This is a genomic window from Variovorax sp. 01N429 (assembly GCF_056399425.1).
Map to the genome: position 1 here is coordinate 527,032 of NZ_JBFTRG010000001.1, position 19,359 is coordinate 546,390.

Genomic DNA, 19,359 nt, shown 5'->3' on the forward strand with positions numbered 1-19,359 from the left:
ACTAAACTGATTGACCGGGCGGCAGTGTACCGAGACGAACCTCGCGGCCGGCACCGGGTCCACCTCCCATGCCGACGTTCACTCTCCCCGCCATGCCCGAAGCACCCCGTCCGCCCTGGCGCGTGCTGGCGTTGCTCACCGCCGCGGTGGTGATCGTCCACCTGATGCTGCTGGGGCTCGCCCCATCGGGCATGGGAGCACCCCCGACGACGCTGACCGAAAGATTCATCACCCGGACGATCGTTGTCGCACCTCCGCCCATCTCTGAGTCTGAGCCCGCCGCCGCACCAGAACCGGCAACGCCTGCCGCGGAAAACAAGCCCGCGCGTCCCCGCCCCCGCGTTCGGCCACGTCCAGCGACACCTTCGCCAACACCCGCATCCGAAGCGGCGATCCCGACCCAGCCGCAGCCCCTGCCGCAGTGGCAGGAAATCGCCCCGCCAACCAACACCTCGCCGGAGGCTACTGATATGTCGCCCGGGACCGGCAACGAAGCTGGCTCAGGAACGAACGGCGACCAAGGCGCCGCCAAGCCCGACAGCGAAGCGTCGCAAGCCAACATGCCCGGCTCGGTACCGCTGCGCATTCCAGGCTCCGTTCGCCTCGCCTTTGCCGCCACCGCGCAGCAGGGCTCGACGCCCATGCAAGGCGTGTTCGGCGATCTCGTCTGGCTGCAAGATGGCGAGCACTACGATGCCAAGCTGTCGCTCACATTTCTGTTCAAGACTTTTCGCAGCCTGCACAGCAATGGCGTCATCGGCCCGACAGGAATCGAGCCGCTTCGCTTTGCCGACAAGCGCAAGACCGAGGTCGCTTCGCATTTCGTTCGAGACCAGAAGACCGTGGTCTTCAGCAACAACGCGCCCAGCGTGCCGTTGTTGGCGGGCGCGCAAGACCGGCTCAGCGTCGTGATGCAGTTGGGCGCCTTGATGGCCGGCGACCCGGGGCGCTATCCGCCGGGCTCAGTCGTCGCCGTGCAGACGGTCGGGCCCTCCGACGCCGAAATCTGGACCTTCAACGTCTCAGGCGAAGAGCGCGTGACGGTGCCGGCAGGCGAATTCTCGGTTCGAAGGCTCACCCGCAATCCGCGCCAGCCGTTCGATGACAAGGTCGAACTCTGGCTTGCACCGGACATGGGCTATCTGCCGGTGAGGATCAAGCAGACGCAGGCAAACCAGGATTTCGCGGATCTCCAGTTGCGCGAACAGGTCCCCTTGCGCACATCGAACTAGCACCACACCCATCTTGACGATTGCCGGCCGGCCGACTTCGGGGACACTGCGGGGCATTCAAGCAAAGATGCACCGCACCATGACCGAACCCCGCACCGATTTGGCCAAGATCACGCTCAACGTTCTGAGCATCGCCCTGCTCATCGGTTCTTCGCTCTGGGTGCTGCGGCCGTTCCTGGGCGCGACGATCTGGGCCGCGATGGTGGTGGTGGCGACATGGCCGGCGCTGCTGTGGTTCGAAGCCCGGCTTTGGCGGCGCCGCAGCCTCGCGGTGCTCGTGATGGTGCTGATTCTGTTGCTCTTGTTCGTGTTGCCGCTGACGATGGCGATCTCGACCATTGCCGCCAATGCGAACGAGGTCACGGCATGGGTCAGGTCGCTCATCAGCCAGGGGCCGCCGCAGGTGCCGGATTGGCTGGGCCGGCTGCCTTTCATCGGACCGCGCTTGACGACGGCGTGGAACGCGCAGGTCGCATCAGGCGTGGCGGGGCTGGAAGCCGAAATCGCGCCTTACGCCAAGCAAGTCACCGGATGGGTGTTTGCCCAGGCGGGCGTCGTTGGCGCGCTGACGCTGCAGTTCCTGCTGACAGTCGTCATCGCCGGGCTGATGTACGCGCAGGGCGAGGCTGCGGCGGCGACCGTGCGCCTGTTCGGCCGGAGACTTGGCGGTCAGCGTGGCGAAGACGCCGTGATCCTCGCCGGTCAGGCGATCCGCGGTGTCGCGCTGGGCGTGGGCGTGACGGCCATCGTGCAGGCGGTGATGGGCGGAATCGGCCTGGCGATCGCCGGCGTGCCCTTTTCGGCGCTGCTCACGGCGGTGATGTTCATGTTCTGCATCGTCCAGATCGGCCCCACGCTGGTGCTGGCGCCGGCAGTGGTCTGGATCTTCTGGAGCGGCTCGACAGGATGGGGGATTTTTCTGCTCATCTGGACCCTGATCGTGGGCACGATGGACAACTTCCTGCGTCCGTGGCTGATCAAGCGCGGCGCCGATCTTCCGCTGTTGCTGATTTTCGCGGGCGTGATCGGCGGGCTGTTCGGCTTCGGGCTGGTCGGCATCTTCGTCGGACCGGTCATGCTGGCGGTCTCGTACACCCTGCTGGAAGCCTGGCTGGCCGATCCCGATCTCACGACCGTCGAGGCAAAGAGCTGATCCGGACACAAAACGATACAGGCAGGCTCCTACAGCGCACGAAGGATATTGAAACTGGCGCGTTGATTGCTATCTAACGACTATGAATGCCATCGACATCCTCACAGGACCCGAAATGCAAATGCTCTACGACTCCGACTCCTTCGTCGTCGTGCACGTGCAGCCGACCGAAGGAGAAGCGCCACTGGCGCCTCATCTGCCAGTTCTGGCGCGCCACGGCTTCGAGATCGTCGACAAACGCTCGGGCAAGGAGGTGTACCTCGACGGCTCATGGGCCGAACTCTTCCAACAGCAGATCGCCGCGTGGCAACTCAATACACCCACGCAGGAAGAAGTCGAGGACACCCTGGAGGGGTACGCCGAGTTGGCGCACACTCCTGTGCTCGTCCACTGATCACCCAGAGCGCTTCGGCGCTCTTTTTTTGCCATGCTCCTTCGACGCGCTTTCACGCAGACGTTCGTCGCACCAATCAGCGCAATCATTGGCGCCGCTCTCCTGGCCGGCTGCGCCGCGGGAACGACGGCCGCCGACGCTCCTGTCTCCCGCCGCGTCGCAAAGCTCCTGCCCGTCGACGCCTTGCTGCTCGGCGAGCAGCACGATGCCCCCGAACACCATGTCCTGGAGCGCCAAACCGTCGAAGCACTCGCCGCCGATGGCCGGCTGGCGGCGCTGGCCCTCGAAATGGCCGACGCAGGCAACAGCACCGGCCATCTTGGCGCCGATGCGATCGAAGCCCAGGTACAGACCGCATTGAGCTGGAACGACAACGCCTGGCCCTGGAGCGACTACGGTCCCATTGTGATGGCCGCAGTGCGTGCAGGCGTGCCCGTGATCGGCGCCAATCTGCCGCGCGAGCACATGAAGGATGCGATGAAGGACGTTTCGCTCGACGCCCAACTCGCCGATGGCGCCCAGTCGGCCCAACGCGAGGCGGTACGAAGCGGCCACTGCAACTTGCTGCCCGAGTCGCAAATCGTCCCGATGACGCGCATCCAGATCGCGCGCGACCGGTCGATGGCGCAGGCGATCGTCAAGGCGCGTGTGCCCGGCAAGACGGTGCTGCTCGTGAGCGGCGCCGGGCATGCGGACAAGATGCTGGGGGTTCCGCAGCACTTGCCGACCGACATCTCAGTGAAAGTGGTGCAGATGCAGGCAGGCGCTCCGCATGCTGACGCTGACGTGTACGACGTCGCATGGTCGACGCCTGCCCTTCCTGAAAAAGACTACTGCGCCGAGCTGCGAACGGAGCGCCGCCAGCCCGGCTGATCACGCTTCGTCAGGCGTGATGTGTGACGTGCGTCAGGCGTGCTTTTTGATCGCGTCCGACAGCGTGTTGACCAAGCTGTCGATGTGCGACTTCTCGACGATGTAAGGCGGCGCGATCACCAGAACATCGCCAGCGGGCCGCACCAGCGCGCCGTTGTGGAAGCACTCCAGGAAGATGTCATAGGCACGCTTGCCCGGCAGGCCCGCAATCGGCGCGAGTTCGACGGCCGCTGCCAGGCCGAGGCTGCGAATGCCGATGACGTTGGGCAGCCCCTTGAAAGCGCTGTGGAACGCATCGCCCAACACCTTGCCCATCTCGCCGGCGCGAGCGAAAAGCTGTTCTTTCTGGAACAGCTCCAACGTCGCGATGGCCGCCGCGCAAGCCACCGGATGGCCCGAATAGGTGTAGCCATGGAAGAACTCCACCACGTGCTCGGGCGCTGAAGTGTTCATCATCGCGTCGTAGAGCTTGTCGCGGCAGATCACGCCGCCCAGCGGAATCACGCCATTGGTCACGCACTTCGCGAAGTTCAGCATGTCGGGCACGACGCCGAAATAGTCCGACGCGAAGTTGGTGCCCATGCGCCCGAAGCCGGTAATGACCTCATCGAAGATCAACAGAATGCCGTGCTTGTCGCAGATCTCGCGCAGTTTCTGCAGGTAGCCCTTGGGCGGCAGGTACCAGCCGGCCGAACCCGCCACCGGCTCCACGATGATCGCCGCCACGTTGCTGGGATCGTGCAGCGGCAGGATGCGCTGCTCCAGTTCGGCCAGTGCATCTTCGGCCCAGACGGGCTCCTGGTTGTGGATGTAAGCATGATTGACCGGGTCGTGGATGAAGCGCATGTGGTCCACGCGCGGCAGGAATGCCGAGCCGAACACCTTGCGATTGCCCGGAATGCCACCCACCGACATGCCGCCGAAGCCAACCCCGTGGTAGCCCTTTTCGCGGCCGATGAAGACATTGCGGTGGCCTTCGCCGCGCGCGCGGTGATAGGCCAGCGCCACCTTCAGCGAAGTGTCAGCCGCTTCGCTGCCTGAATTGCAGAACAGCACCTTGTTGAGATCGCCCGGCGCCATGGCGGCAATCATCTCGGCGGCCTTGAAAGCCTTGTCGTTGCTGACCTGGAAAGCCGTCGCGTAGTCGAGCGTGTCGAGCTGCGTCTTGATCGCCTCGTTGATCGGCTTGCGGTTGTGGCCCGCGCCCACGCACCAGAGTGAGGAGATGCCGTCGATCACCTTGCGCCCGTCGTGCGTGGTGAACTCCATCCCGTCGGCCGCCACGAAGACGCGCGGGTCCTTCTTGAAGTGACGATTCGGGGTGAAGGGCAACCACTGGTTGTCCATGTTGAAGTCGCTATAGGCCATGAATCGCTCCTGAGGGGTCGTTCTTGCTTGAAAAGGTTCATTTTGGCACCGGCTGCGCCCCCCGTGCGCCCTGCGACAATGGCCGGCCTTATGAATCCCGCGTACATCCTTACCCTTTCCTGCCCCGATCGCACCGGCATCGTTCATGCCGTTTCCGGATTCCTGCTCGAACGCGGCGGCAACATCGAAGAAGCAGCCCAGTACAACGACCGCGGCACCGGCCTGTTCTTCATGCGCGTGCGCTTCGCATGCGACCAGGGCGAAGCGGCCCTTTGCGAGCAAATCGGCGAACTGGCGGCGAAGTTCGGAATGCGCTGGAAGCTCCATGCCGCTGCCGAACCCATGAAGACGGTCATCATGGTCAGCAAGGAAGGCCACTGTTTGAACGACCTGCTCTTCCGCTGGAAGAGCGGCCTGCTCTCCATCGACGTGCGCGCAATCGTCTCGAACCACCGCGACTTCTACCAGCTGGCCGCGAGCTACAACGTGCCCTTTCACCACATTCCGGTGACTGCCGCGACCAAGGCGCAGGGAGAGGCAAAGCAGCTCGAGATCATCGAAGCCGAAGGCGCCGATCTCGTGGTGCTGGCGCGATACATGCAAATCCTGAGCAACGACCTGTGCGTCAAGCTCGCCGGTCGCGCCATCAACATCCATCACTCCTTCCTCCCCAGCTTCAAGGGCGCGAAGCCCTACTACCAGGCGCATGACCGCGGCGTGAAGCTGATCGGCGCCACCGCGCACTACGTGACGGCCGATCTCGATGAAGGCCCGATCATCGAGCAGGACGTCGAGCGCGCCGACCATACCGACACGGTCGAAGACCTCACCGCACGCGGTCGCGACACCGAAAGCCAGGTTCTGGCGCGGGCCGTGAAGTGGCACAGCGAGCATCGGGTCCTGCTGAACGGGCACCGCACCGTGGTCTTCCGCTGAGACGGAGACAATGGCGCGATGAACACAGCGTCCACCGAACCGCGAAAAGTCTCGCTTCCCCGCAGAGAACTTCAGGCCAAGGTGGTCGGCGCGCTCAGGGAGAAGCTGCCGTCGCACGCCATCCTCTCGAACGACGAGGACACTGTCCCGTATGAATGCGATGGGCTCACGGCCTACCGCCAGCGCCCGCTGGTCGTTGCGCTGCCCGAGAACGAAGACCAGGTGCAGGCCGTGCTCAGAACCTGCCATGCGCTCGGCGTCCCGGTGGTGGCGCGCGGCGCGGGCACGGGCCTTTCCGGCGGTGCGATGCCGGACGCCCTCGGCGTGACGCTCTCGCTCGCCAAGTTCAATCGCATCCTCAAGATCGATCCCGTCAGCCGCACGGCCGTGGTGCAGTGCGGCGTGCGCAATCTCGCGATCAGTGAGGCGGCGGCGCCTTTCGGCCTCTACTACGCGCCGGATCCCTCGAGCCAGATCGCATGCACCATCGGCGGCAACGTGGCCGAGAACTCCGGCGGCGTGCACTGCCTGAAGTACGGCCTGACACTGCACAACGTGCTGCGCGTGCGCGGCTTCACGGCCGAAGGCGAGCCGATCGAGTTCGGCAGCGAGGCGCTCGACTGCGCCGGGCTCGACCTGCTGGCGCTTGTGATCGGCAGCGAAGGCATGCTCGCGGTGACCACCGAAGTGACCGTCAAACTCGTGCCCAAGCCCCAGTTGGCGCGCTGCATCATGGCCAGCTTCGATGATGTTCGTAAAGCCGGCGATGCGGTCGCTGCCGTCATTGCTGCCGGCATCATTCCGGCGGGCCTGGAGATGATGGACAAGCCGATGACTGCCGCGGTCGAAGACTTCGTGCATGCGGGCTACGACCTCGACGCCGCCGCGATCCTGCTGTGTGAATCCGACGGCACGGCCGAAGAGGTCGAAGAGGAAATCGGCCGAATGACGGACGTGCTGCGCGGCTGCGGTGCCACTGCCATCGCGTGCAGCGAGAACGAAGAGGAACGACTCAGGTTCTGGAGCGGCCGCAAGAACGCGTTTCCGGCATCGGGCCGCATCAGCCCCGACTACATGTGCCTGGATTCGACGATCCCGCGCAAACGGCTGGCCGACATCCTGCTGGCCATCCAGGAAATGGAAAAGAAATACAACCTGCGCTGTTGCAACGTCTTCCACGCGGGCGATGGCAACCTGCATCCGCTGGTGCTGTTCGACGCGAACGATCCGGACGAACTTCACCGCTGCGAGCTCTTCGGCGCCGACATTCTCGAAACCAGCGTTGCAATGGGCGGCACGGTGTCGGGCGAACACGGCGTCGGGGTCGAGAAGCTCAACAGCATGTGCGTGCAATTCACGGCGGCCGAGAACGAGCAGATGTTCGGCGTCAAGCGCGCCTTCGATCCGGCCGGCACGCTCAATCCAGGCAAGGTGATTCCGACGCTGCAGCGCTGCGCCGAATACGGCAAGCAGGTGTTCCGCGCCGGCAAGCCACAGCCTTTCGCCGACCTTCCGCGGTTTTGAGATGAATGGCTTGCGCGGCATGGCCTGGCTGCTGGTGTTCCAGTCGGCGGGCGAAGTTTTGTCGCGGGGCTTGTCCTTGCCTCTCCCGGGGCCAGTGCTCGGAATGATGCTGATGCTCGTCGGCCTGCGCTTTGCGGTGGTGCGCGAACCAGTGGCCGAATGCGCCACCTTTCTGCTGAGTCATCTTTCGCTGCTTTTCGTTCCGGTCGGCGTGGGCGTGATGACACATCTTGCGCTGCTCAACGAATACGGCGGCCGCATGCTCGTCGTCATCGCGTTGTCGACCTGGATCGGACTCGGCGTGACGGCAATGGTGCTGTACTGGCCGGATCGCAAACACGAGGCCTGAACATGCCCCGCTTCGTCGAACTCTGGATCTATCTTTCCGCCACGCCGCTCTTCGGCCTTACGGCCACACTGGTCGTGTATCTGCTCGCGAACGCGGCATACACACGGCTTGGCGCCGTACCCTGGGCCAACCCGGTGCTGTGGTCGGTGGTCGTGCTGGCGAGTGGGTTGCTCCTCACGCGCGTCGACTACCAGACCTACTTCGCGGGCGCGCAGTTCATTCACTTCCTGCTCGGCCCCGCGGTGGTGGCGCTGGCATGGCCGCTTTGGCAGCGGCGCGCCGAGTTGCGCGCGCGATTCGGCCGGCTGGTGCTGGCGTCCTTGCTGGGTGGCGCGGCGGCTGGCGGCTCTGCGGTCGCATTGGGGTGGGCGATGGGATTGCCGCACGACGTGGTGTTGTCGCTCGCGCCCAAGTCGGTCACTGCGCCGGTGGCGATGGGGATCTCAGAAAAGATCGGCGGCATTCCGGCACTCTCGGCCGTGTTCGCGGTGCTGACCGGCATGGTCGGAGCGCTGTCGGGCAAATACCTCTTCGATGTGCTTCGGATTCGCACCAGTGCTGAAGGCTATGCCGCGCGCGGGTTCGGACTCGGCACCGCCGCGCACGGCATCGGCGCCGCGAGGGCGCTGCACGTCAATGCGGATGCCGGCGCGTATGCCGGCCTTGCCCTCGGCATGCAGGTGGTTCTGGCGGCGCTGCTGATGCCATTGGTCTTTCGGCTCTTCTGATCTCCTGATCTTCTGCGCCGGCGCACAAAAAAGCCGGCCCATGCATTTCGCATGACCGGCATGAGGGTGGCGCGAAAGCGCGTGGGTTACAGCGCGAGCGAGTTGCCGCGCGCAGCGGCGCGTGCTTCGGCACGAACGGCGTCGCGATTGACGGCGCTGGCGAGGATCGGCGCCACACCGGCCGTTGCGCCTTCAGCGTACGGGTTCGCGCTGTGCGCAGCAGCCACGCCTTGGTCGCGCACTGCCGAGCGGGGGGTGGTGCTCGCTACAAGCGTCTGGACGCCGGACTCGGCGCCGTCGGAGTAGGGGTCGGCACGGTGCGCTGCGGTCACGGCTTCGGCTTGGATTGTGGCGCGGCTGTTTGCCGACACCAGGGGCTGTACGCCTTCGTACGTTTCTGCCTGGGCACCGGCGGCGGCCAGGAGGCTGAGGGCTGCTGCGGCGATGATCTTCGAGGTCTTCATTTCGGTTCCTTTTGACTGTGAGGATGGTTTCGAACCGGTCTTGGGTGGGGCGCCGTCCCTGGAGGGCGGCCACCTCTCTCGGGCCCTGTTCACTCAGAACTGCTTGCTGCTGCTGTCCTGTGGAGTGAATTCTGCGCTCGAATTCTTAGTAGAAACCCTAGCACTCCTGCACAAGTCTGTTGCCGAAGCCGAAACAGTCAAATGGCGAGAGCGGGAGCTCACTTCGCGCTCCAGGGCGCCGCGCCTTAGGCGGCGCCCTTCAGGAGCTCAGCTGCGAGACGCATTGTTCGGCCGGCGGTCGTAGCGGTTCGGCACGCCATCATGGTCGTTGTCCCACCCGCCAGCCTGGTATTCCCAGCGGCCGCCGTGCTCGTGCCATTGAGGCGCGCGGTAGGCGTAGCCTGGCCGGGCGCGCATCCAGTTTCCGCCTTGCCAGACATAGCGCCCGTGGTTCCATTCATAGTGGCCCGGTGCCCAGACATAGCCGGGGCGGGGTGGCGGAACGTGCTCACGACGCGGCGCGGGCGGCGGACCCACGCGCACCGAAACCACGGCCTGCGCCTGTGCGGCTGTCGGCACAACCATCGCGCCGAGCGACAGAAGTGATGCGGCACCCATCGCAAAAGTGACAGCGAGTTTTTTCATGAGGATTCCTTTGAGTTGCTGGAGACTTCATCCTCCATGCCCCATGTGAATCCTTCGTAAGCGCCCGGCGAAGTCTTGTGTAAACCTGTTTCGGCCGATCCTGCGGCGACATCTCTATTTCTGCAGCGCGCGCAAGTCGATAGCGTCAGCCATCGCCGCATGGCCCGCAACGCCGGGATGCAAGTGATCGCCCAGGTCGTACACGGGCTTCAGCGACTGGGGATCGGCAGGATCGCGCAGTGCCGCATCGAAATCGACGACGCCATCGACGCCCTGCTGGCCGCGGATCCAACGGTTCACGGCCTGCCGGCGGAGCTCTTTTTCCGCAGTCCAGTAGGGCGACCCCTTGAAAGGCAGCAGCGTGCCCAGCAGCACCTTGACGCCCCAGGCGCGCGACTCGTCGATCAACCGCTGCAAGCCCGCGGTGATCTGATCGATTTCCGGAGGGCCCAGCCGTCCGCTCGAGCCCTGCGGCAAGGTCAAGCCGATGTCGTTGATGCCGATCAGGATGATCACGTGCGTCACGCCGCTTTGCTCCAGCACATCGCGCCGGAAGCGATCGATGCCTTTGGGTCCGGCGCCGTCGCTGAGTAGGCGATTGCCCGATATGCCCTCGTTGAGCACCGAGAACTGCCCTGCACTGCCAGGCCTTCCGCGCAAGCGCAACGCGAGGCGCTCGGGGTAGCGCAGCATGCGCCCGTCGCCTTCGATGCCCGCACCTTCGGTGATCGAATCGCCGAACGCGACCACGACACGCGCTGCCCTCGGCCCGAGGACATCCAGGCCCGTCACGATGTGGTTCCAGTCGGTACGCGCGGCATCCGGCAAAGTGGCCTCGCGGACCCTGTTGCCCGGCGAGACCCAGGTCGCACCCGGCGTCAGGTGATGCACCGTCGCGAAAGGCACCGGCGCATCGACGTAGAAGCTGACCGATACGGTCTGGTCGGGCGCGACGGCAAACGAAGCGGCGTCGCTCCAGGCTTCCGCGCCGGGCGCGATGGTGATGTCTGCATGGCCGCCGAATTGCAGACTTTGCAGTGAAGCAGGAGACACCGCGTGTCCGCCCGTGTTCCGCGCCACATTGGCCGACGCGATATGAAGCGGCTTCTTGCCGAAGCGATTCGAGAAACGAACGCGCACACGGCGTCCGCCCAGGGTCGGTTGGAGTTCCTGCCGCAAGGTCTGGTTTTCAAGCAGCGGCGGAGGCGACGTCGGCGCTGCAACCCACGGAAGCGGCTGCGCGTAGTCCTGCGGTGCCGCCGCCCAACTGCCTGCCCAGCGAACCTCATCGTGCGACTGCGCCGTCTGCGCCGTCTGCGCGAGCGCTGGCGGATGGGCCAGCGCCACGCCCAGCATCAGAGCGCCAAAGAGTCGTGCAACCAGGTTCATGCGCAAAGCAGCGCAGTTTACGGAATCCTCTTCACCATGTGTCGACGTACGCCGTGGCCGGACGGTGCGATGCGGCGGATGACGCCAGCCCGCGTACCAGCCACGATCGCGTATCGGCGGGATCGATGACGGCATCGATCTCCAGCGTTTGCGCCATGTGGATGGCCTCGCCGTTCTCGTACTGCTGCGCCACCAGCTTCTTGAACAGTGCATCGCGCTCAGGCCCTTCGGGCGCAGCTTCGAGCTCCTTTCGGAAGCCCAGCCGCACCGCGCCTTCAAGCCCCATCGCACCGAACTCGCCCGTCGGCCACGCGACGGTGAACACAGGCGCATCGAAACCGCCGGCGGTCATTGCCTGCGCTCCGAGCCCATAACCTTTGCGCAACACGACCGCGAAATACGGCACGCGCAGGTGCGATGCCACCATGAACATCCGGCACACATGCCGTACCTGCGCTTGCGCTTCGACCTCGGGGCCCACCATGAAGCCGGGTGTGTCGCACAGCGCAACCAGCGGCAATCCGTGCGCATTGCAAAGCTGCATGAAGCGCGCAGCCTTGTCCGCAGCCTCGACATCGATCGCGCCGCCGAGATGATGCGGATTGTTGGCGAGCAGCCCTACCGGCTTGCCTTCGATACGTGCCAGCGCGGTCACGATGCCGGCGCCGAATCCGGCACGCAATTCCAGCAGCGAGCCGGTGTCGACCACGCCGCGCATCGCGGCACGCACGTCGTACACACGCAGCCGGTTTTCAGGGACGGCGTGGCGCAACGCGCGTTGATCGGCGCATTCCCATGCACTCGTCGGGCCCTGGAAGTACGACAGGTACTGCTTTGCCGCGGCAACCGCCTCCGCTTCATTCTTCACGAGGATGTCGATCACGCCGTTGCGCGACTGCACGCTGCTCGGGCCGATCTGCTCCGGCGCGAACGTGCCGAGACCGCCGCCTTCGATCATGGCGGGGCCGCTCATGCCAATGTTGCTGGCCTCGGTGGCGATGATCACGTCGGCACAACCCAGGAGCGCCGCATTGCCCGCGAAGCAGCGTCCATGCACGATGCCGACGACCGGCACCTTTCCGGAGAGCGCCGCAAACTGGCTGAACGTGTGGTTGTTCAGCCCGGCAACGATCGGCATGTCCGTATCCCCCGGCCGGCCGCCACCGCCTTCGGCAAACAGAACCACGGGCAAGCCCAGCTGGTGCGCGATGCCCAGCATGCGATCGGTCTTGTGATGGTTGCGCATGCCCTGCGTGCCCGCCAGCACGGTGTAGTCGTAGGACATGACCACGCAGCGCGACTTCTCTGCGCCGAACTGCTTCGCATTGATGCTTCCGATGCCGGTCACCATGCCGTCCGCGGGTGTGTTGGCGATCAAGTCCTCAAGCGAGCGGCGGCGCGTCTGCGCGGCAATCGCCAGTGCGCCGTACTCGGTGAAGTTGCCCGGGTCGTCAGCGAGATCGCAAAGATCAGCGATGTTTGCGCGCGCAGTGCGGCCACCCTGCGCATGTCGCTTCGCGACCGCGGTGGCACGGTTCGTGTCGAGCGTGAATGCGTGCCGGTCGATGACCTTCCGCAGATCGGGGCGGATCTCGTCCAGGTCACGTTCAGTACGCGCTTCGGCTTCGACGGCATGCGCGTCCACGGCTTCGAGCTTCACCAAAGACTGCCCTTCGACGAGATAGTCACCCGGCTGCGCCATGAGCGCGATGACGCGGCCCGCAACAGGGGCGTGCAGCAGGTGCTCCATCTTCATGGCTTCGAGCACGCCGATCTGGGCGCCAGCGGGTACGACGTCGCCGACATCCACTTCGAATTGCACGAGCTTGGCGGGCATGGGTGCCTTCACCATGAGTTCGTCGCCCTCATCCTCCGCGACTGTCTTTGCAGCTTCAGTGGCCCCAGAGGCCGCAGGGCGCGCGTGCTTCGCAGCGGCCGCGTCCACTTGCCCGGCAGCGGCCAGCAGATCGGCCAGATGCGCTTCGACGAATCGGGTGTGTACCGTTTGACTCCCGAATTCCGGCCGCATTGCGATGGCCTGCAGCAGCGAGAGGTTCGTCGCGATGCCCTCGATGCGGCATTCCTCCAGCGCGCGCAGCGAGCGGCGCACGACGTCGGCAAAGCGCGGCGAGGACGAATGCACGATCAGCTTGGCAAGCAGCGTGTCGTAGTGCGGCGAAGGCGCGAGCCCGGCATAGCCATGCGTATCGACACGCACGCCGGGTCCGGCCGGCAGATCGAAGCGACTCAGCGTGCCGCCGGAAGGCCGCGCATTGCCTTGCGAATCGAGCGTCTCGGCATTGATGCGCCATTGCACTGCAAACCCGCGCTGAGGTGCTATGCGCCCGGTATCGACGCCGACGTCAGCAAGTGTCTGCCCCGTCGCGATGCCAATCTGCAATTGCACGAGGTCCAGGCCCGTCACCGCTTCGGTCACGGTGTGCTCCACCTGCAATCTTGGATTGGCTTCGATGAAGACGTAGGGCAGTGTCGACGAATGCTCGTCGACGAGGAATTCAAACGTGCCAAGGCTCTGATAGCCCACTGCCTTGGCCATGCGGAGCGCCGCTTGCGTGATCTGCTCGCGCAGCGCGTTGGGCAGCGAGGGGCTCGGTGCAATTTCGACCAGCTTTTGAAACCGCCGTTGAAGCGTGCATTCGCGCTCGCCCAGGCTGGCAACCGCTTTGCCATCGCCGATGACCTGTACTTCGATGTGGCGCGCATTGCGCATCACGCGTTCGACGTAGACGCCTTCGACACCAAAAGCCGCCTTGGCCTCGGACATGCAGCGTGCGTGTGCCTCTGGAAGCTCGTCGGCGTTCAGCACGGCTCGCATGCCGCGCCCGCCACCACCACCGATGGCCTTGACCATCACGCCCGCGCCGTCGGCCTTTTGCGCAGCGAAGAAGGCCTGGGCCTCCGCGAGCGTCGCGGCACCGGCGCTGCCGGGCATCACCGGCACATCGCACTGCTCGGCGAGCGCGCGCGCACGGGCCTTGTCGCCGAAGAGCGCAAGTTGATCCGGCGTCGGGCCAATGAACCGCAGGGCCGCGTCTGCGCATGCCTTCGCGAAGTCTGCGCGTTCACTCAAGAACCCGTAGCCGGGGTGCACCGCATCGCATCCATGATCGCGCGCGATCGTGATCAGCGCGGCAACATCAAGGTAAGCCGACGGGCCGGTCGCATGCAAGGGCACTGCAATGTCGGCGAGCTGCACGTGCAATGCCGACGCGTCGTCGACGGCATGGACGACGACACTCTCGATGCCGAGATCACGCACCGCGCGAACCAGCCGCACCGCGATCTCGCCGCGATTGGCAATCAGGACTTTCTTCATCATCGTCTGTCAGTCTTCAAGAAGGCGGCGCAGCACGGAGGTATTCGTGCAGCGGTTGCTGCGGACGATCGGGAAGCTGCGTTGTCTCCATGGCGTCACTCTCACAGGGTTATCGATAGGGTTGGCCGCTTGCCATCGCTGCATGGTGCCCCAACAATCCTACCCATGGGTATAACTTCGGCGACACCGCACAAACCCTCTCACGAACCATCCGGACGCGGCGATGCGGCTTCGAGAAGAAGCGATCTGCCGCAGGGCACGGGCCGGCAGCGCGCCGCGACCGCCGGCACCGACGTGCAGCGCGAGCGCATCCTGCAGGCGGCGGCGCAACTCTTTGCGGCGCAGGGCTATGCAAACACGACGATGGCGCAGATCGTGCGCGCGCTAGACGCCACCAAGCCCTTCGTCTACTACTACTTCCGAGACAAGCAGGAGATCTTCGAGACGCTGTCGTGGCGGCCCGCGGTCGATTGTTTCACCTCGATGGATTTCGCGCAGGACGATGACCGGCGTGCGGTCGAGAAGGTCAAGGAAGGCATCGAGCGCCTGATCCGCGCAACGGTTTCGCACCACCCCTGCGCCTTCTTTGCCTACAAGGAGCCGCAGGTCTATCGGCCCGAGTACCTCGCCGCACAGAAGAAGCTGGCGCATCACTTCTACGACCAGCTGTTTCCGCTGCTGGAGCAGGCACGCGCCGATGGCGACCTCGACTTCGGCGAGACCAAGATCACCGCCTTCGCTGCGCTGAGCCTCCCCGGCTTCCTCTACAGCTGGTACCGGCCCGACGGCCGCCTGTCGCCCGAGGAAGTCGCGGCGGAGCTGTCGAAGCTGGCGTGGCGAGTGCTCGGTGTGCGCCGGCGCGACAGCTGAACGCGCTGCGTTCTCCCTTGCCTCGCCGAGAAGGCACGATCGATGGGCGGGAGGCAGTCTCTCAGGCGCCCTTGAACCTGGCGGGCCGCTTTTCGAGAAATGCGGCGCAGCCCTCGTGCGCGTCGTCACTGTCGAAGACCAGGCTGATCATCGCCCGCTCGTACTGCAGCGCGTTGCCGAGCGGCATGTCGGCCCCCATGTGCATCGCGCTTTTCAGCATCTTCAGCGCCAGGGGAGCCCTCGCGGCGAGCTTGTGCGCGAGCGTCATGGCCGCGTGCATGAGGTCCTCGCGCGGTACCGATTCATTGACCAGGCCCAGCGACACTGCCTCCCGCGCCGACACCGGATCGCCGAGAAACATCAGCCGCTTGGCCTGGCACAGGGGCAACTGGCGCATCAAGCGCTGCGAACCGCCGCCGCCCGGAAAGAGACCCAGCTTGATCTCGGGCAAGCCGATCTGCGCGTCCTCGGCGATGAGGCGGATGTCCGTGCACAACAGCAACTCCATGCCACCGCCGAGCGCCCATCCGTTGACCGCGGCCACGGTGGGCTTCGGGCACGCCTCGAATCGCTGGAACACCCGCGCCACGATGTCGCCGAACTCCTGGTAGTGCTGCAGGCCGCGCCGGCTGTCGAGATCGGCAATGTTGCCGCCCGCGACGAATGCACGCTCATCCGCGCCGGTCAGCACGACGACGCGCACCGCATCGTTCGTCTCGAACTCGCCGAGTGCGGCTTCCATGGCCAGCAGCATCGGGATGTCGAGTGTGTTGAGCGTGGCGCCGCGATTGAAGCGCATGACGCCGACCGCGCCCTCGACATGGACCAGCACATGCGCATCTGAAGACGATTGGTTCATAGAGTCCCCGCAAGACAGGCTTCGATCTGCGGAAGGCGATCGACGCCGAAAAAGCGCTCGCCGTCGATCACGACCGTTGGCGAGCCGAACACCTGTTCCCGCACTGCTTCATCGACGGCCGATGCCAGCATCGCCCGCGCGTCGTCGGCCCGCATGCGCAGCACGAAATCCGCCGGAGCGCCGAGCGCCGGATGCGCTTCGCATGCCCATCGCGCGACCTGCATGGCATCGCCCAGGTCCGCGCCCTGGACGAAGTAGGACCGCAACGCCACACGCGCGAAGTTGATGGCCAGGGAAGGTTCCAGGCGCTCCAGAAGATAGAAGGCACGTGCCGCGTGCTGGGTGACCGCCGGGAACCCCGCCGGGATGCGGAACGGCACATCGAGGAAACGGGCGGAGCGCTCGAAGTCGAGCTGCATGTACGCGCGCTTGACCTCGTGGCCCATCGGCGGCGGCAGGTCCAGTGCACGCAGCACGGCGAACAGAATGACGGGCCGCCATCGCACGCGGCGGCCATGGCGGCCCGCGACCATGTCGATCTTCTCGGCCATGAAATAGCCGTAGGGCGACGCGAAGTCGAACCAGAAATCGATCGGCGGCGGCATCATCGCGCCGGTGGTGCCAACGCCGCGCTCGGCGGCAACGCGCAGGCCGCACGGTACTCGGCCGAGATGCGTTCGACGAGCTGCGCCACCGTGGGAATGTCGTGGATGGTCGCAACGCCCTGCCCTGCGCTCCACAGGTCCTTCCAGAGCCGTGCTTCCGTATTGGTCAGGGCGCTCATGTCGGGCGCCTTGGGCGGCAGATTCTCGACCTCGATCCCGAAACGCTCGATCGAGGGACGGAGGTAGTTGGCGTGCACGCCCGACAAGCGGTCGGTGTAGACGAGATCGCTCACCTTGGAATCGACCACCATCTGCTTGTACGCGTCCTGTGCCTGCGACTCCTTCGTCGCAAGGAAGCGCGTGCCCATGTAGACCAGGTCGGCTCCGAGCGCCTCGGCCGCGCGGATCTGCCAGCCATCGTTGATCGCCCCGCCCAGCACCAGACAGCCGTCCCAGAACTCGCGGATCTCCCGCACCAGCGAGAACCCGCTCTGGCTCGACGCATGTCCACCCGCCCCGGCGCCCACACAGATGAGGCCGTCGACCCCTGCATGCACCGATTTGCGCGCGTGGTCGGCGCTCGTGACATCGCAGAAGACCGTGCCGCCATAGGCGTGCACCGCCTCCACCACCGGCGCCGGATTGCCCAGGCATGTGATGACGAAGGGCACGCGGTGCTGCACCACGACTTCGAGATCGGGCTCGAAACGCGCGTTCGTGCGATGCACGATCAGGTTGATGCCATGCGGTGCGACGACCGCATTGGGGTTCGACGCCCGAAAGGCCGCGAGATCGCCCTCGATTTCGCCCAGCCACGCGTCCAGCTGCGCCTGCGGCCTGGCATTGACGTGTGGGAATGTGCCGACCACGCCCGCCTTGCACAACGCAGTGACGAGGGGCGGAAAGGACACGAGGAACATCGGCGAGCCGATCGCGGGAAGCGACAGCGCGCGCTGGAAGAGCAGAGGCATCGGCATGGAGAATCCTTCGGTCAGCGCCGCTTCTTCCAACTGCGCAGATCGCGCATGCCGGCCAGCCCGCGGGGGTCGACACCCTTTGGAAATATCTGGTGCTTCTGGATCTTCTGCGTGGCGGTGGTCGGGATCTGGTCGGTGATCCAGACCCAACCCGGCGCCTTGTAGTACGCCAGCCGCGCATTGCAGTGGTCGAAGAGCGTCTTCACGGCCGCGTCGACGTCCGCCATGGCGCTCTCGCGCAGGACGATGCAGGCCAGCACTTCTTCCTCGCGTATCTCGTCGGGTGCGCCCAGCACAGCGACCTGCTCCACCAGCGGATGCGTCTGCAGCAAGGCCTCGACCTCGGCGGCCGCGATGTTTTCGCCCGAGCGGCGGATGATGTTCTTGCGCCGGTCGACAAAGTGAAGCATGCCGTCGGAGGAGCGGTTGACGATATCGCCAGTGTGGAACCAGCCGCCTCGCCATGCCGCCTCGGTGGCGGCCGGATCGTCCAGGTAGCCGCTGAAGAAGTCCTTGCGCGGCGTGGCGGCCGAGTGGCGCACGATCATCTCGCCGTCGGTGCCGTCCGGCACATTGACGTCGGCGTCGTCAACCACACGAACCTCCACCCCGGGCTGTGCCCGGCCGAAGGCGCGCGTCCCGACCTGGCGCGGCGCCATGTTGTCGATCAGGGCCCGGACCATTTCCGTCATGCCCCAGATCTCGATCAGCGGAAAGCCGAAGCGCGCCTCGAAGGCGGCGTGCCGCTGCGGCTCGACACCGGCACCGATCGCGAAACGAACCTGATGGTCGCGGTCCTGCGGAGAAGCGGGCTGCCCCAGCAGCATCGGCACGACCACGCCCAGGTAGTGCACGACGGTTGCCCGCGACTCACGCACCTCAGTCCACCACCGCGAGGTCTGGAACCGGTCGGTCTGGATCTGGCAATTGCCTTTCACCATCGCGCAGAAGAACGAGAAGATCGACGCATTGACGTGGAACAGCGGCAGGGGGTTGTAGATCCTTTCGCAGCCTTCACCGAAGCTGGCCAGTCCGCCGCGCGTCGCATACCAGGCACCGGCGGCCAGCTCGTAGCGATGCGAGAGCACGCAACCCTTGGGCCGGCCGGTGGTGCCGCTCGTGTAGAGCACGCTCGCGGGCGTATCCGGCCCAGGGGTTGTGGAAGCGGCGCGAACGCCCGGCGAAGGGATCGCGGCGTTGCCACCGTCGAAGGCGCCCAGGCGGACCGCCAGGGGCTGCCGCGCCGATTCGTCCATTGCACCGCGCAGCAACGGCTCGAGCGCCGGAATGACCACCACCACGTCGACGCGCGCATGCTCGATGACGAAGGCCATTTCGCCGGCACGGTGGTCCGGGTTCAGCGGCACGCAGCAGATGCCCAGCGCATTCATCGCCAGCTTGTGCAACAGGTGGTCCGGCCGGTTCTCCAGCAGCAGGCCGACCCGATGGCCGACGCCGTAGCCCGCTTCCGTGTACACACGCATCAGCCGCTCGACCTCCGCCGCCGCGTCGGCATAGCTGATCTCGCTGCCTTCTGCGGCATAACTGCGCGAAAGATTCGCCGGCACCGCAAGGAAGGCATTGCCGCCGTAGCTGCGGGCGGCGCTGAAGAAGGCGCTGCCGATGGTCGTGTCTTCGTCGATCGTGATCATGGAT

Annotated in this window: 18 protein-coding genes; 9 read left to right on the plus strand and 9 right to left on the minus strand. The window is 65.4% G+C overall.

Translation table 11 applies throughout. The annotated features are described in order from the left end of the window. Positions 1–68: 68 nt before the first annotated feature. The 4 genes from AC1DSF_RS02550 to AC1DSF_RS02565 all read left to right on the plus strand — a co-directional run bounded on the left by AC1DSF_RS02550 (position 69) and on the right by AC1DSF_RS02565 (position 3,652). Positions 69–1,232, plus strand: a complete 1,164-nt coding sequence (locus tag AC1DSF_RS02550) for a DUF3108 domain-containing protein (RefSeq protein WP_478125135.1) — start codon at positions 69–71, stop codon at positions 1,230–1,232. A gap of 79 nt (positions 1,233–1,311) precedes the next feature. Beyond that, positions 1,312–2,385, plus strand: a complete 1,074-nt coding sequence (gene ydiK, locus AC1DSF_RS02555) for an AI-2E family transporter YdiK (RefSeq protein ID WP_478125136.1) — start codon at positions 1,312–1,314, stop codon at positions 2,383–2,385. 115 nt (positions 2,386–2,500) lie between these two features. Beyond that, on the plus strand, positions 2,501–2,779 hold the full coding sequence (locus AC1DSF_RS02560) for a BTH_I0359 family protein (RefSeq protein WP_478125137.1): 279 nt from the start codon (positions 2,501–2,503) through the stop codon (positions 2,777–2,779). 33 nt (positions 2,780–2,812) lie between these two features. After that, positions 2,813–3,652, plus strand: a complete 840-nt coding sequence (locus AC1DSF_RS02565; protein WP_478125138.1) for a ChaN family lipoprotein — start codon at positions 2,813–2,815, stop codon at positions 3,650–3,652. A 33-nt stretch (positions 3,653–3,685) separates the two neighbouring features. Here the strand turns inward: AC1DSF_RS02565 and aptA are convergent, their stop codons facing one another. Beyond that, a complete protein-coding gene (gene aptA, locus AC1DSF_RS02570; RefSeq protein WP_478125139.1) occupies positions 3,686–5,020 on the minus strand; it encodes an omega-aminotransferase AptA in 1,335 nt (444 codons plus the stop codon). A 90-nt stretch (positions 5,021–5,110) separates the two neighbouring features. Between aptA and purU the strand changes: the two genes are divergently transcribed. From purU to AC1DSF_RS02590, 4 genes are read left to right on the plus strand one after another with little or no spacing between them, the layout of a single operon-like run. Next, positions 5,111–5,956 (plus strand): formyltetrahydrofolate deformylase, encoded by an 846-nt coding sequence (gene purU / locus AC1DSF_RS02575; protein WP_478125140.1) that lies wholly within the window; start codon positions 5,111–5,113, stop codon positions 5,954–5,956. An 18-nt stretch (positions 5,957–5,974) separates the two neighbouring features. Further along, positions 5,975–7,480: an FAD-linked oxidase C-terminal domain-containing protein gene (locus AC1DSF_RS02580; protein WP_478125141.1), complete on the plus strand. Its 1,506-nt coding sequence runs from the start codon at positions 5,975–5,977 to the stop codon at positions 7,478–7,480. 1 nt (position 7,481) lies between these two features. After that, complete coding sequence (locus tag AC1DSF_RS02585; RefSeq protein WP_478125142.1) at positions 7,482–7,829, plus strand: CidA/LrgA family protein; 348 nt, start codon at positions 7,482–7,484, stop codon at positions 7,827–7,829. A gap of 2 nt (positions 7,830–7,831) precedes the next feature. After that, positions 7,832–8,557: an LrgB family protein gene (locus AC1DSF_RS02590; RefSeq protein WP_478125143.1), complete on the plus strand. Its 726-nt coding sequence runs from the start codon at positions 7,832–7,834 to the stop codon at positions 8,555–8,557. An 86-nt stretch (positions 8,558–8,643) separates the two neighbouring features. On the opposite strand, the gene AC1DSF_RS02595 is transcribed toward AC1DSF_RS02590, so the two are convergent. From AC1DSF_RS02595 to AC1DSF_RS02610, 4 genes are all read right to left on the minus strand, one after another. Next, on the minus strand, positions 8,644–9,021 hold the full coding sequence (locus tag AC1DSF_RS02595) for a helicase SNF2 (protein ID WP_478125144.1): 378 nt from the start codon (positions 9,019–9,021) through the stop codon (positions 8,644–8,646). A 267-nt stretch (positions 9,022–9,288) separates the two neighbouring features. Next, entirely contained in the window at positions 9,289–9,666 is a 378-nt protein-coding gene (locus AC1DSF_RS02600; protein ID WP_478125145.1) for a YXWGXW repeat-containing protein, read from the minus strand. A gap of 114 nt (positions 9,667–9,780) precedes the next feature. Further along, on the minus strand, positions 9,781–11,055 hold the full coding sequence (locus AC1DSF_RS02605) for an SGNH/GDSL hydrolase family protein (RefSeq protein ID WP_478182279.1): 1,275 nt from the start codon (positions 11,053–11,055) through the stop codon (positions 9,781–9,783). 31 nt (positions 11,056–11,086) lie between these two features. Further along, positions 11,087–14,395, minus strand: coding sequence for a carboxyl transferase domain-containing protein (locus AC1DSF_RS02610; RefSeq protein ID WP_478182280.1), 3,309 nt, complete (start codon positions 14,393–14,395; stop codon positions 11,087–11,089). Positions 14,396–14,557: 162 nt separating this feature from the next. On the opposite strand from AC1DSF_RS02610, the gene AC1DSF_RS02615 reads away from it, so the two are divergent. Next, positions 14,558–15,262 carry a TetR/AcrR family transcriptional regulator gene (locus tag AC1DSF_RS02615; RefSeq protein WP_478125148.1) on the plus strand — a complete coding sequence of 235 codons (705 nt, stop codon included), beginning with the start codon at positions 14,558–14,560 and terminating at the stop codon, positions 15,260–15,262. A 61-nt stretch (positions 15,263–15,323) separates the two neighbouring features. On the opposite strand, the gene AC1DSF_RS02620 is transcribed toward AC1DSF_RS02615, so the two are convergent. Genes AC1DSF_RS02620 through AC1DSF_RS02635 form a run of 4 tightly spaced genes read right to left on the minus strand, consistent with a single transcriptional unit; the run spans position 15,324 to position 19,355 of the window. Then, a complete protein-coding gene (locus AC1DSF_RS02620; RefSeq protein ID WP_478125149.1) occupies positions 15,324–16,121 on the minus strand; it encodes an enoyl-CoA hydratase/isomerase family protein in 798 nt (265 codons plus the stop codon). Beyond that, a complete protein-coding gene (locus AC1DSF_RS02625; protein WP_478182281.1) occupies positions 16,118–16,726 on the minus strand; it encodes a DsbA family protein in 609 nt (202 codons plus the stop codon). The genes AC1DSF_RS02620 and AC1DSF_RS02625 overlap by 4 nt, the downstream gene beginning before the upstream one ends. Continuing rightward, a complete protein-coding gene (locus AC1DSF_RS02630; RefSeq protein ID WP_478182282.1) occupies positions 16,726–17,703 on the minus strand; it encodes an NAD(P)H-dependent flavin oxidoreductase in 978 nt (325 codons plus the stop codon). Before AC1DSF_RS02630 ends, AC1DSF_RS02625 begins: the two co-directional genes overlap by 1 nt. A gap of 14 nt (positions 17,704–17,717) precedes the next feature. Beyond that, positions 17,718–19,355 carry an AMP-binding protein gene (locus tag AC1DSF_RS02635; protein WP_478182283.1) on the minus strand — a complete coding sequence of 546 codons (1,638 nt, stop codon included), beginning with the start codon at positions 19,353–19,355 and terminating at the stop codon, positions 17,718–17,720. Positions 19,356–19,359 lie beyond the last annotated feature (4 nt).

Excerpts from the sequence above, each read along its gene's own strand:
- AC1DSF_RS02550 (WP_478125135.1), top strand. The coding sequence starts at position 69 with ATGCCGACGTTCACTCTCCCCGCCATGCCCGAAGCACCCCGTCCGCCC.
- ydiK (WP_478125136.1), top strand. The coding sequence starts at position 1,312 with ATGACCGAACCCCGCACCGATTTGGCCAAGATCACGCTCAACGTTCTG.
- AC1DSF_RS02560 (WP_478125137.1), top strand. The coding sequence starts at position 2,501 with ATGCAAATGCTCTACGACTCCGACTCCTTCGTCGTCGTGCACGTGCAG.
- AC1DSF_RS02565 (WP_478125138.1), top strand. The coding sequence starts at position 2,813 with ATGCTCCTTCGACGCGCTTTCACGCAGACGTTCGTCGCACCAATCAGC.
- aptA (WP_478125139.1), bottom strand. The coding sequence starts at position 5,020 with ATGGCCTATAGCGACTTCAACATGGACAACCAGTGGTTGCCCTTCACC.
- purU (WP_478125140.1), top strand. The coding sequence starts at position 5,111 with ATGAATCCCGCGTACATCCTTACCCTTTCCTGCCCCGATCGCACCGGC.
- AC1DSF_RS02580 (WP_478125141.1), top strand. The coding sequence starts at position 5,975 with ATGAACACAGCGTCCACCGAACCGCGAAAAGTCTCGCTTCCCCGCAGA.
- AC1DSF_RS02585 (WP_478125142.1), top strand. The coding sequence starts at position 7,482 with ATGAATGGCTTGCGCGGCATGGCCTGGCTGCTGGTGTTCCAGTCGGCG.
- AC1DSF_RS02590 (WP_478125143.1), top strand. The coding sequence starts at position 7,832 with ATGCCCCGCTTCGTCGAACTCTGGATCTATCTTTCCGCCACGCCGCTC.
- AC1DSF_RS02595 (WP_478125144.1), bottom strand. The coding sequence starts at position 9,021 with ATGAAGACCTCGAAGATCATCGCCGCAGCAGCCCTCAGCCTCCTGGCC.
- AC1DSF_RS02600 (WP_478125145.1), bottom strand. The coding sequence starts at position 9,666 with ATGAAAAAACTCGCTGTCACTTTTGCGATGGGTGCCGCATCACTTCTG.
- AC1DSF_RS02605 (WP_478182279.1), bottom strand. The coding sequence starts at position 11,055 with ATGAACCTGGTTGCACGACTCTTTGGCGCTCTGATGCTGGGCGTGGCG.
- AC1DSF_RS02610 (WP_478182280.1), bottom strand. The coding sequence starts at position 14,395 with ATGATGAAGAAAGTCCTGATTGCCAATCGCGGCGAGATCGCGGTGCGG.
- AC1DSF_RS02615 (WP_478125148.1), top strand. The coding sequence starts at position 14,558 with ATGGGTATAACTTCGGCGACACCGCACAAACCCTCTCACGAACCATCC.
- AC1DSF_RS02620 (WP_478125149.1), bottom strand. The coding sequence starts at position 16,121 with ATGAACCAATCGTCTTCAGATGCGCATGTGCTGGTCCATGTCGAGGGC.
- AC1DSF_RS02625 (WP_478182281.1), bottom strand. The coding sequence starts at position 16,726 with ATGCCGCCGCCGATCGATTTCTGGTTCGACTTCGCGTCGCCCTACGGC.
- AC1DSF_RS02630 (WP_478182282.1), bottom strand. The coding sequence starts at position 17,703 with ATGCCGATGCCTCTGCTCTTCCAGCGCGCGCTGTCGCTTCCCGCGATC.
- AC1DSF_RS02635 (WP_478182283.1), bottom strand. The coding sequence starts at position 19,355 with ATGATCACGATCGACGAAGACACGACCATCGGCAGCGCCTTCTTCAGC.